The sequence below is a fragment of the Ideonella sp. genome, assembly GCF_036277275.1.
GTDB lineage: Bacteria > Pseudomonadota > Gammaproteobacteria > Burkholderiales > Burkholderiaceae_C > Ideonella.
Map to the genome: position 1 here is coordinate 1 of NZ_DASUNH010000154.1, position 12,558 is coordinate 12,558.

Consider the following 12,558-nt stretch of genomic DNA (forward strand, 5'->3'; position numbering starts at 1 on the left):
CCGCCATCATCGCGAGCGACGCCTCCACGGGCACGACCCACTGTCTGCCTCCGGAATCACAGGAGCGGCGCTTCGGCGTCGGCATTGAAGGCCAACGTCGCGCCGACCTCGGCGATGGCCACTACCGCAACCCGATCGTTCCCGGCGACCACCCGGACCCGACCATCCTGAAGGACGGTGCCGACTACTACATGACCTTTTCGTCCTTCCTGTCCTACCCCGGCGCGGTGATCTGGCACTCGAAGGACCTGGTGAACTGGACGCCGATCTGCGCGGCGCTTACCAAGCCCATCGGCGATGTATGGGCTATGGATCTGGTGAAGCACCGCGGTCGCTATTACCTCTACATTCCGGCGATGGGCGACGACGGCTCGGCGATCTACGTGATTCATGCCGACGATATCCGCGGGCCGTGGAGCGAGCCGATCGACCTGAATCTGCCCGGCTGCATCGATCCGGGCCATGCGGTCGGCGAGGACGGAAACCGCTACCTCTTCGTCAACGGCATCCGTCGCGTGCGGCTCGCCGACGACGGGCTCTCCACCGACGGCCCGCTGGAGCATGCGCATTCGCCCTGGCGCTACCCCGATGACTGGGTGGTGGAGATGTTCGCGCCCGAGGGCCCGAAGATCCTTCGCCGCGGCGAGTGGTTCTACCTGATCTCCGCGGTGGGCGGCACCTCGGGGCCGCCCACCAGCCACATGGTCACGGTGGCGCGCTCGAAGTCGATCCACGGCCCCTGGGCGGACGACCCGCGCAACCCGGTGGTGCGCACCTGGAGCGCCGACGAGCCCTGGTGGTCGCGCGGCCATGCCAGCCTGGTCGAAGGCCCGGCCGGTGACTGGTGGATGGTCTACCACGGCTACGAGAACGGCTTTCGCACGCTGGGCCGCCAGACCCTGCTGGAGCCTGTCGAGTGGACGGCCGACGGGTGGTTCCGCGCTCGTGGCGGCACGCTGGCCGCGCCGACGCGCAAGCCCAGGGGTGGGCGGGCGACCCCCACCGGCCTCGCGCTGTCGGACGACTTCGCGAAGAGCGCGCTCGGCCTGCGCTGGAGCTTCTTCTCGCCCGGCCCTGACGAGGCCGCGCGCCTGCGCCACGAGAACCGAAGCCTGGTGATGCGCGGCAAGGGCACGTCGCTCGCCGACTGCTCGCCGCTGACCTGCATCACCGGCGACCGCGCCTATCAGGCCGAGGTCACGCTGGAGGTGTCGGGCCAGGCCCACGCCGGCCTGGCGCTTTTCTACGACCAGCGCTGCTTCGCCGGCATCGGCTTCAGCGCCCGCCAGCGGCTGACCTATGGCTACGGGCAGGAGCAGACGTGGATGCGCGAACCGATGTCCTCAGGGGGTCGGCTGCACCTGCGCGTCACCAACCGCGAGCACGTCGTGAAGTTCGAGCAATCCACCGACGGCCAGACCTGGACAGCCCACCCGTGGCAGATGGAGACCTCGGGCTTCCACCACAACGTGTTCGGCGGTTTCCTGAGCCTGCGCATCGCGCTGTTCTGCGCCGGTGAAGGTGAGGTGCGGTTTCGCGACTTCGTCTACCGAGGATTGAAGGCTTGAGCGCGCTGCACCGCATCGACGTGTGCTCGGCTGACGGCCGCGTGGTACCGGCGTTGGTGCAGGTGCGCATCTGCGAGTTCGTTCAAACCTTGCGTTAGGCGACAACGTGTCGCACCGCCGCGCGAGGTTCTCTTTTCTTCGGCCTTGTGATCCCCGGCCACCTCATGACTGCAACTGGAACCACAGGAGATTTCTCTTGAAAGCCGCGCAGCCAGTACATGAACGACACGATCACGACCTTGTGTATGGCCTTGTCTCGCGTGTTTCGTGTGGTGGTCAGACCGATTGTGTGGGGCGTGAGGATACGGGTTTCAACGCGTCACAGATCTCCGCTTTTACGAGTGAAACCGTACAAACGCGGGTTAACACTGGTAAGACCAAACAAGGTCATTTGCGACACTGGCATGACCAAACTGGTCATACCGCCTTGAGCACCGCCACCCTGCCCCGGCATTGCCTCGCTGAACGTGCGAATCGCGTGCAGGGGCACAACGCTGACAACACGTCGCGTTCGGGCCGGCAGGAGCGTCTGGAGAACCCTGCCCGGCGCTTGCGAGATTCCTGAGCCGATCGGGCCATTCCATCCGTGCGGCGCGAGCGCCGCGTCCAAACGCCCCGCCCCGGGGTGAACCCCAAACACCTGTTGCGAGAAGGTAGTGAGATGAGGAGACAGCACAAATTGACAACGTTGTCCAATTGTGTCGATGCACACACGGCTGACTGGCCCCGGTCAGCCCGTCGACTGTCGGCGCTGGCCTTCGCCTGCTCCTTGGCCGCGCTGACCGCCTGCGGCGGCGGAGGCAGCGGAGCATCCGGCCAGGCGCAGTCCGTCGACTTTCCCTACCCGGGCGTGCGGTACGTGGGGCTGTCGGCTCCGCTGGAAGCTACCGCGAGTTCGGGCCTGGCCGTGGTGTTCACGTCGAACACACCGACCGTCTGCACGGTCGAGGGCGAGACGCTGGTCCCTGTGGCTGCCGGCGAATGCTCGATCACAGCCGAACAGGCTGGCGGCGAGGGGTTCGCGGCGGCCAAGTCGCAGCAGCTGTTCAACATCATCAAACAAGAACAGACGATCCAGTTCAGCCCGCCAGACTTCATGCGCCTGGACGATGCACCGTTGCAGCTGTCGGCCACCGCTGCATCAGGGCTGCCGGTGAGCTTCTCCTCCGAAACGCCCGCGGTGTGCACGGTGGAGGAAGGCAAGCTGCGTGTGTTGGCCAAGGGGGCGTGCCTGGTCATCGCCCAGCAGCCTGGCGACGACACCTACGCACCGGCGGCCGTGCCCGGCGTGATCGCGGTGGACCCGCTGATCTTCCTGACGGGCTACATGGCCGACGGCTCGGCGACGTTGGAGAACGGCAGCATCAACACGTCGGCCGGCAGCAACAAGGACGGCTGGTGGTGCAGCGACCCCGAGTGGTGCGGGCGCACCGTCGTCAATGACAGCGGCTTCACGTTCTTCTACCGGATCCAGCCGCTCGACCCGGACCACCCGAACAGCGACACCTGGATCAGCGGCTACTGGGGCATGAACATCGCCGCGCCGGGCGGCGGGATTCAGATCACGGATGAAACGACCCTGAAGCTCAGGCTCGCCCAGAACGCCGAATGGTTCAACAGCGGCGCGACGGCGCCGGACGCCAGGCCGGAAGACAAGGCACAGGTCTCGGTGACGCTGGTCCTCGGCCACACGGCCACGAAGGCCGACGGCAACAGCTGCAACGTCAAGCTCAGCAGCGTCATCACGCCGCCCCAGGCCGAGGCCACGTCGTATGCACTGTTGTTGTCCGGTTTCACCGTCTCCGAGGCTTGCGAGCTGACGGGGCTGGACGCGATGGGCGAACTGGCCGGCTACCCCATCCGGACCATGGAGTTCGGTGCGGCGGGCAAGGGCATGAACACCACGGTGTCGAGCACGTCGGCGGACTACCCGACCTATGGCACCGAGCTCACGTTGTTGGGGCCCATCACCTTCCAGTAAGCCGACACCCGCACTGATCCGACACGCGGCCGGCAAGGCCGGCCGCGTACACACACACCATTTTCAGAGGTTGAAGATGAGGGGACAAACTCGATTCAAGAAGACGGCGTTGTCGCTGGCGACTGCGCAAGTCACATTGCTGTTCGGTGGCCTCGTGCTGGCGCAGGACAAGGCCGCGCCTGGTGCGGCCGCAGACAAGGAAGACGCGGACCAGCCGCAGGTCATCGTCGTGTCCGGCCAGCGCAAGGCGCTGGAGTCGGCGCAGAAGATCAAGCAGGAATCCGACGACATCGTCGACTCGGTCGTCGCCGACGAAGCGGGCAAGCTGCCGGACAAGTCGATCACCGAGGTCCTGCAGCGCGTGGTCGGCATCACCATGGACCGCAACCGTTCGCGCGGCGACCCCGAGCACTTCTCGGTGGAGGGCTCGGGCATCTCGATCCGCGGCCTGTCGTGGGGCTCGTCGACCCTGAACGGCCGCGAGATGTTCTCGGCCGGCTGGCCGGGTCGCGAACTCACCTGGGCCGACGTGCCGCCAGAGCTGATGTCGGCGGTGATGGTGCACAAGAACCCGCCGGCCGAACTCATCGAAGGCGGCGTCAGCGGCCAGGTCGACCTGCGCACCGCCCTGCCCTTCGATCACAAGGGCACGCGCCGCTCGGTGACGCTCTCTGCCAACTACGGGGAACGCGGGAACACTCTGTCGCCAGGAGTTTCGGCGCTCTACTCCACCCGGTGGGAGGAAGAGTCGGGCCACTGGGGTGCGCTGATCGACGTGTCGTACAACCGCACGCGCACCCACAACGACTCGATCCAGCTGGATGCCTACTTCCCGCGCACGGACCTCGTGCCCGGCGAGACCGTGTGGGTGCCCAAGTCGGCGTCGTGGCGCACCAACGAGAGCGACAACGAGCGCGCCGGCGTCTACGGCGCCTTGCAGTGGAAGAAGAACGGGATGGAATCGTCCCTGACCTACTTTCATTCCGGCTTCAGGGAACAAGGGGTCGAGAACGCACTTTTCAGCGGCGTTGAGAACTCGTACCGCTCGAAGATCGACAACGCGGTGTACGACAGCAAAGGTGTCTTCCAGTCCGGCACCTACACCTATCCCGAGGGCGGCCTCGGCGCCAACAACTTCGCCGCGGGCGGCCTCGGCTTCCAGACCGATACGGGGTACCACGAGAACACGTCGCAGACGCGCGAAATCGCGTGGAATTTCAAGTGGACGATCGACGACCAGTGGTCGGTGCAGCAGGACCTGCAATGGGTCCATGCGAAGCACAACGCCAGCAACGGCGTGGTGACGCTCGGCACCTTCGTGCCCAGCATGGGCCTGGATGTCAGCGGATCTCCGGCCAAGATCAGCTTCGACCAGACGGCGACAGAGTTCCTGGCCAATCCGGCCAACTACTACTGGAATTTCATCATGCCGGCGCGCAGCAAGGCCGAGGCCGATCTCTACGCCTGGCGTGGCGACGCGAAATTCAAGTTCGATGATCCCGTGCTGCGTGACTTCCGCTTCGGCCTGCGGCTGACCGGCCGTGAGGCCGACCACATCAACGCCAGCGGAACCGGCTGGTACTCGATCGCCCAGCCGTGGAACGTCAAGCAGACCAGCGTGCCCGGGCAGCTTCCGGGCATCGACGATGGCCAGGGCTGGCAGAGCCGTGGCTCGCTGGGCTACATGAGCGATCCGCGCTACGCCGGCAACACCCGCGTGCATTCGTTCGACAACTTCTTCAACGGCATGGCAGGCAGGCCGCCGTCGCTCGTGGTGCCCACGCTGGCGATGGCGAAGAACTACCCCGACGGCTACCGCAACCTGACCCAGCTGCTGATCGCGCAGTGCGAAGACGGCAAGGCGCTGTACAACCTCGACAAGGACTGCTCGACCGAGGGCAGCGACTGGAGGCCGCTGGTCTATGACAACGACCCGGCCAACGTGAGCCGGCAGAGCGAGGACACGCAGGCCATCTACGGCTCGCTGCGCTTCGGCTTCGACGACTGGAAGTACCCGGTCGACGGCAACCTGGGCCTGCGCGTCGTTCGCACCCATTCGGTTGCGCACGGCTATGTCAAGTTCGAGCCGAACTACGACAACGCGCCGCCGGAGGTGCCCCGCTTCGACACCATCCTCGAGCCGATCGACGCCGAGCAGGACCGCATCCATGTGCTGCCCAGCCTGAACCTGAAGATGAACTTCACGGACAAGCTGCAGGGCCGCCTGGCCTTGTCGCGCTCGATGTACCGCCCCGGCTTCGACCAGTTGGCGGAGTACATCCAGCTGAATCAGAACGTCACCTACGACGACCAACGCAACGTCACCAACATCACCTACACGGGCTCGAACACCGGGAACGTCCACCTCAAGCCCATCACCTCGGACAACTACGACGTGACGCTCGAGTGGTATCCGCGTCATGGCCAATCGTTGACGGCGGCGGTGTTCCACAAGGAGGTGAAGGACATCATCATGAAGTCCGCCTACCTGCGCTCGTTCCAGAGCCGGGCCGGCAACTCGCAGGACTTCCTGATCACGGGCCCGGACAACGTCGCCAAGGGCAGCGTGAGCGGCCTCGAGATCGCAGGCTCAACCTACTTCGACCAGTTGCCGATCCTGGACCAGCTGCTGCCGGATTGGGCCAAGGGCTTCGGCATTTCGGCCAACTACACGTACATCGACAGCCGCCAGAAGTTGTACAAGCCGTTCACCCGGGCCTACTGCCCGCCGAATGGCTCGTTCAACAACGGCAGCCTGAGCCTGTACGGCTGCGACACCAACGGCGTGCCTTTCGACAACCTGCCGATCCAGTACCTGTCGCGTGACGCATTCAACGTCGCATTCATGTACGACCGCGGCCCGGTGTCGTCCCGCCTGGCCTACAACTGGCGCGGCCGTTACCTGCAGGGCGTGGACGTCAATGGCACGCGCGGCAACGATGCGACCAGCGCCGACCCCGCCCGCATGAACCCCGACGGCACCTTCCCGCAGGACGTCAGCTGGGGCCTGCCCACCTGGGCCGAGGCCGTGGGCCAGTGGGATTTGGGGGTGAACTACACGGTCGACCAGAACTTCGCGTTGAGCTTCAGCGTGACCAACCTGACCGACGTGGTGCATCGCCAGACCCAGCAGCAGCACATCGGCGACATGGGCCGTGCCTGGTTCGAGCCCGGCCGCAGCTACCGCGTCTCGGTGAACTACTCGTTCTGATCGTTCTGACCGCAACCGCAGCGCCGGCCGTTGGCCGCCGGCGCTGCCTCACCCCGAATCGCCCATGCTGAGAATTCTTTCGCGCCGCCTGACCAGGACCCTGCTGCCCGCCCTGCTGCTTCCGCTGGCCACCGCGGCGATGGCCGGCCCGGTGGAGCGTCCGCAGCTTGTCCAGCGCGACGGCCGCCATGCCTTGATGGTGGACGGCGCCCCGTTCCTGATCCTGGGCGCACAGTCGCACAACTCCAGCAACTACCCCAAGGCGCTGGAGAAGGTGTGGGCCGCGGTGAAGGACATCCATGCCAACACCGTCGAAGTACCGATCGCGTGGGAACAGGTCGAGCCGACGGAGGGCCGCTTCGACTTCGGCTTCGTCGACACGCTGGTCAAGCAGGCGCGCGAGCGCAAGCTGCGCGTGGTCTTGCTCTGGTTCGGCACGTGGAAGAACACCAGCCCGCAGTACACCCCGGCCTGGGTCAAGCTGGACAACCAGCGCTTCCCGCGCATGCTCGACAAGGACGGCAAGGACAGCTACTGCCTCTCGCCGTTCGGCGACCAGACGCTGGAGGCGGACAAGCGCGCCTTCACCGCGCTCATGCGTCACCTGAAGAAGATCGACGAGCAGCACCGCACGGTGCTGATGGTGCAGGTCGAGAACGAGGTAGGCACGTTCGGGCTCGCGCGCGACTTCGGGCCCAAGGCCCAGGCCGCCTTCGAGCGAGACGTTCCGCCGGCCGTCCTGGCGCGCAAGAAGCCGCCTGTCCCCGGTGCACCCAACGGGGCCTGGCGCGCCGTCTATGGCGACTACGCGGACGAATACTTCCACGCCTGGGCGATTGCGCGCTACATCGAAGAGATCGCCAAGGCGGGGCGCGCCGAATACGACCTGCCGCTGTACGTGAACAACGCGCTGCGCGACCCGCTGGAGCCGATCGCGCCGTGGAAGAGCAATTTCGCCAGCGGCGGCCCCACCTACGACGTGATCGACATCTACAAGGCCGCCGCGCCGCACGTCGACATCGTCGGGCCGGACATCTACCACCCCGAGTGGGCCAAGGTGAAGGCCCACCTCGAGAAATTCCAGCGCCCCGACAACGCGCTGTGGGTGCCCGAACTCGGCAATGCCGAAGCCTACGCGCGCTACATCTACCTGATCCTCGGCCGCGGGGCGATCGGCGTTGCGCCGTTCGGCATCGACTACTTCGACTACGCCAATTTTCCACTCGGCGCCAAGCGCAGCGACAAGGCCATGGTCGAGCCCTTCGCCCAGGTGTATGCGGCCTTCCGGCCTATGCAGCGCCAATGGGCGCAATGGGCCTTCGAGGGCCGCACCCACGGCGTGGCCGAACCCGAGGACCACGCTGACCAGCATGTGGCGATGAAGGGCTGGAAGGCCCACGTCACCTTCGGCCAGTGGCAGTTCGGCGAACGGGAATGGCCCGGCAACAAGAAGGAATCGCCGCCGCATGCCGCGACCGCGGTGGGCGGCGTGGCGATCGCCCAGATCGCCGAGGACGAGTTCGTGCTCGTCGGACAGCAGGCGCGCGTGCGCCTGGACGACACCGAGGCCAGCGGCCGGGCCCAGATCATCAGCGCCGAAGAAGGCAGCTTCGACGCAAACGGCAAGTGGGTGATGGAGCGCCGCTGGAACGGCGACCAGGTCGATTGGGGCCTGAACTTCACCGCGCGACCGCGCGTGCTGAAGGTCAGGATGGGGCGCTACCAGTGACCGCCCACGCATCGATCGTCTAACTGTTGAATTTGATGAAGCTGTTTCATTCCACCATGTCGGTGGCCATGCTGGTGGCTGCCACCAGTGCCTTCGCGCAGACGACCACCGACCTGGTCATCCTGCCTTCGCCCGGGGCGATCTGGCGTACCCTGGTCGGCCATTGGGAAAAGCAGGTCGAGCTGACGGGCGACAGTGTGGTCGTCCCGCCGCCGAGTGCCGAGTACGCCCGCAACGGCCGCGTCGGTGCCAGCACCGCAAGCCACGCCGGCCAGCGCGAGTCGGTGCTGTTCGATTGGCATGAACTCTGGCAGGTCAGCCTGCGTTTCGAGAGCCGCACGCCGCTGGACCTGCGTCCCTACCAGCAAGGCACGCTGGAGTTCGATCTCGACGTGGCAGAGCTGGCCAAGGGCAGCGTGCGCGTCAAGCTGAGTTGTGGCAACGGCTGCGAACGGGCCGTGAACCTGATGCAGCCGGCTCGTGCCTGGGCCGGCAAGGGCTGGCAACACGTCGCCTTGTCGATGAGCTGCTTCGCCCGCGAAGACGCCGACTTCTCCCAGGTGAACCTGCCCTTCTCGCTCGAAGGCACCGGCAGCGGCCAGGTCAGCGTGGCCAATGTGCGGATCGTCCGCGGCTTTCGCCCGAGCCTGCCCTGCCCCGACTACCGGACCGAATCCGTCACGCCCGCGATGCTTGGCGAGTCCTGGGCTGTCGAATGGTGGCTGCCGCGCCACCGGCAGAAGCTGGAGGACAAGCGCCAGCTCGTCGCGGCCGGCACGCCGCCGGAAGTCGTGTTCATCGGCGACTCCATCACCCAGGGCTGGGAGAACGAGGGCCGCGAGGTCTGGCGGCAGCACTACGCCCCGCTGCATGCGTTGGCGCTCGGCTTCGGTGGCGACCGCACCGAGAACGTCCTGTGGCGTCTGCAGAACGGCGAAATCGACGGCATAACGCCCAAAGTGGCTGTGCTGATGATCGGCACCAACAACACCGGCCATCGCGCCGAGGCTCCCGAGACCACCGCCGCCGGCATCAAGCGCCTCATCGACGAGATTCGCCGGCGGTCGCCGAAGACGAAGGTGCTGCTGCTGGCCATCTTCCCGCGCGGCGAAAAGCCGGACGACTTCCTGCGGGGCATCAACAACCGCGTGAACAAGCTCATCGCCCGCTACGCCGACGGGCGCAGCGTGCACTTCCTCGACATCAATGCCGAACTGATGAACCCGGACGGCACGCTGTCCAAGGACGTCCTGTTCGACCTGCTGCACCTGAGCGAGAAAGGCTACGCCATCTGGCAGCGCGCGATGGATCCCACCCTGCAACGGCTTTTGAAGTACCCCCAATGAGCACGCTGACCTACTCCAGCCCCTTCCCGCCCTCCTTCGTCTTCGGCGTGGCCGCCGCGGCCGCGCAGATCGAGGGCGCCGCCTTCACCGACGGGAAGGGCGAATCGATCTGGGATCGCTTCTGCCGCGTCCCCGGCAAGGTGGCCGGCGGCGACACGCTCGATGTCGCCTGTGACCACTACAACCGCTTCGACGACGACTTTGCGCTGATGGCGTCGCTGGGCGTCAAGCACTACCGCCTGTCCATCGCCTGGCCGCGCATCTACCCGCAAGGCGATGGGCCGGTCAACAAGAACGGCATCAACTTCTATCGGCGCCTGCTGGCCAGCATGGCGCGCCATGGCATCACGCCGTGGGTGACGCTGTTTCATTGGGACCTTCCGCAGGCGCTGGAAGACCGTGGCGGCTGGACATCACGCGTGACCGTGAATGCCTTCGCGCGCTATGCCGACACGGTGGTCAAGGAATTCGGCGCGCTGGTCAAGAACTGGATCACGCTCAACGAGATCCGTTGCTTCACGCTGCTGGCGTATGGCCTGGGCAGCAAGGCCCCGGGCCGCCGGGAAGGCAAGGCCGTGGTGAACCAGACCTGCCACCATGCCCTGCTGGCCCACGGCCATGCGGTGCGTGCGGTGCGCGAATTCGGCGGCCCGGGCACTCGCGTGGGCCTGACCGACAACTGCGACGTCAGCGTGCCCGTCACCGAAACCCCGGACGACATCGCAGCGGCCCAGGCCTGGTTCCTGGACAAGAACGAGCACATCCTCGGCGCCATCCACGGCGGCGGCTACTCGCCCGCCTACCTCGCCCGCACAGGTGTCGACGCACCCCAGGTGCAGCCAGGCGATTTCGACCTGATCAGCCAGCCCACCGACTTCCTCGGGCTGAACATCTACACCGCCACCTACGTTCGTTCCGGCGAAGGCGGTGAGCCCTACGAGGCGCTGGCGCTGCCCGCCAGCTACCCGCGGGCCGACAGCCCCTGGCTGAACCTGGTGCCGCAGGCCATCTACTGGGCCGCACGCATGTGCCACGAGCTCTATGGCCATCGCTCGATCTACGTCACCGAGAACGGCTGCGGCTACGACGAAGAGCGCGTGGTCGGCGGCGAGGTGGTCGACCTGCACCGGCGCGACTTCCTGCGCAACCACCTGCGCGAACTGCACCGCGCGATCGCCGATGGCATTCCGGTCGACGGCTACTTCCTGTGGTCCTTCGTCGACAACTACGAGTGGGAAGACGGCTACGGCCGCCGGTTCGGCATCGTCCACTGCGATTACGAGACGCTCGAACGCACGCCCAAGCTGTCGGCCCGCTACTACGCCGACGTGGTGCGCACCCGCACCATCCTTTAGCAACCGTGACCGCGTGGTGCGGGAGCGCACCACGGCTTTCAGTGAGCCGACGACGATCCTTCCCAGCCGGGATCGCCGCCATCGTCGGCGCGACGCAGCAGCTGCCCCTCTCCTGACCAAGACGATGACACCCTCCCAAATCAAGCTGTCCCGCAGAAGCTTCCTTGGCACGGCCGCCGCCGCGGCCTCGTTGCAGCGCGCCGAAGCCGCGCCTTCGCCCTTCGCCGCCACCTGGGACTCGCTCGTCGACGGCTACCGCACGCCCGAGTGGTTCCGCGACGCCAAGTTCGGCATCTGGGCGCACTGGGGCGCGCAGTGCCAACCCGAGATGGGCGACTGGTACGCCCGCCGCATGTACATCCAGGGCAACTGGCAGTACGACCACCACGTCAAGACCTACGGCCACCCGACGAAGTTCGGCTTCATGGAGATCCAGAACCTCTGGAAGGCCGAGAACTGGAACCCCGACGCGCTGCTGGACCTGTACGTCAAGGCCGGCGCCAAGTACTTCGTGGCGATGGCCAATCACCACGACAACCTCGACGCCTACAACTCCAAGTACCACGCCTGGAACACCATGCGCGTGGGGCCGAAGAAGGACATCGTCGGCGGCTGGGCCAAGGCGGCACGCGCGCGCGGGCTGCGCTTCGGCGTCAGCAACCACAGCGCCCACGCCTGGCACTGGTTCCAACCGGCCTACGGCTACGACCCCGAAGGCCCCCATGCCGGCCAGCGCTACGACGCCTACCGCCTGACCAAGGCCGACGGCAAGGGCAAGTGGTGGGAAGGGCTGGACCCGCAGGATCTCTACACCGGCCGCAACATCGTGATGCCCGATGGCTTCAAGACCATCCGCAGCGTCGAGGCCTGGCAGCAGAGCCAGACGGCCCACTGGGACGAGAAGCCGCCGCTGCATAACCCGGCCTTCACGCGCAGCTGGTTCCTGCGCTGCCGCGACCTGATCGACAGCTACAAGCCCGACCTCGTCTACATGGACAACACGACCTTGCCGCTGGGCCAGGTCGGTCTGGACATCGCCGCCCACTTCTACAACGCCAGCATGGCCTGGAACGGCGGCAAGCTGGAGGCCGTGCTCAATGGCAAGGTCATGCCCGACGAATGGAGGCCCGGCCTCGTCGAGGACGTGGAGCGGGGCTTTCGCGAGAACATCGAGCCCCTGCCCTGGCAGACCGACACCTGCCTGGGCGACTGGCACTACAGCCGCGGCATCTTCGACAACCACCAGTACAAGCCCGCCAGCACGGTCATCCACCGCCTGTGCGACATCGTCTCGAAGAATGGCAACCTGCTGCTGTCGGTGCCGCTGCGCGGTGACGGCACCATCGATGCCGACGAGCGCAAGATCCT

Annotated in this window: 7 protein-coding genes; all 7 read left to right on the forward strand. The window is 66.2% G+C overall.

All coding sequences use genetic code 11. From position 1 onward, the window contains the following. Window positions 1-1,568, forward strand: a 1,568-nt coding sequence (locus VFY73_RS26655; RefSeq protein ID WP_329724610.1) for a family 43 glycosylhydrolase, incomplete at its 5' end; no start/stop codon positions are given. 769 nt (window positions 1,569-2,337) lie between these two features. Continuing rightward, entirely contained in the window at window positions 2,338-3,549 is a 1,212-nt protein-coding gene (locus tag VFY73_RS26660) for a hypothetical protein (protein ID WP_329724611.1), read from the forward strand. A gap of 76 nt (window positions 3,550-3,625) precedes the next feature. After that, complete coding sequence (locus VFY73_RS26665; RefSeq protein WP_329724612.1) at window positions 3,626-6,760, forward strand: TonB-dependent receptor; 3,135 nt, start codon at window positions 3,626-3,628, stop codon at window positions 6,758-6,760. 64 nt (window positions 6,761-6,824) lie between these two features. Then, window positions 6,825-8,489, forward strand: coding sequence for a DUF5597 domain-containing protein (locus VFY73_RS26670; protein ID WP_329724613.1), 1,665 nt, complete (start codon window positions 6,825-6,827; stop codon window positions 8,487-8,489). A 35-nt stretch (window positions 8,490-8,524) separates the two neighbouring features. After that, a complete protein-coding gene (locus tag VFY73_RS26675) occupies window positions 8,525-9,835 on the forward strand; it encodes a GDSL-type esterase/lipase family protein (RefSeq protein WP_329724614.1) in 1,311 nt (436 codons plus the stop codon). After that, complete coding sequence (locus tag VFY73_RS26680; protein ID WP_329724615.1) at window positions 9,832-11,190, forward strand: GH1 family beta-glucosidase; 1,359 nt, start codon at window positions 9,832-9,834, stop codon at window positions 11,188-11,190. The genes VFY73_RS26675 and VFY73_RS26680 overlap by 4 nt, the downstream gene beginning before the upstream one ends. Window positions 11,191-11,314: 124 nt before the next feature. Beyond that, on the forward strand, window positions 11,315-12,558 hold a 1,244-nt coding region (locus tag VFY73_RS26685), incomplete at its 3' end, for an alpha-L-fucosidase (RefSeq protein ID WP_329724616.1).

What these genes read in the sequence shown, in the direction of transcription:
- VFY73_RS26665 (WP_329724612.1), top strand. Translation starts at nt 3,626, where the DNA reads ATGAGGGGACAAACTCGATTCAAGAAGACGGCGTTGTCGCTGGCGACT.
- VFY73_RS26670 (WP_329724613.1), top strand. Translation starts at nt 6,825, where the DNA reads ATGCTGAGAATTCTTTCGCGCCGCCTGACCAGGACCCTGCTGCCCGCC.
- VFY73_RS26675 (WP_329724614.1), top strand. Translation starts at nt 8,525, where the DNA reads ATGAAGCTGTTTCATTCCACCATGTCGGTGGCCATGCTGGTGGCTGCC.
- VFY73_RS26680 (WP_329724615.1), top strand. Translation starts at nt 9,832, where the DNA reads ATGAGCACGCTGACCTACTCCAGCCCCTTCCCGCCCTCCTTCGTCTTC.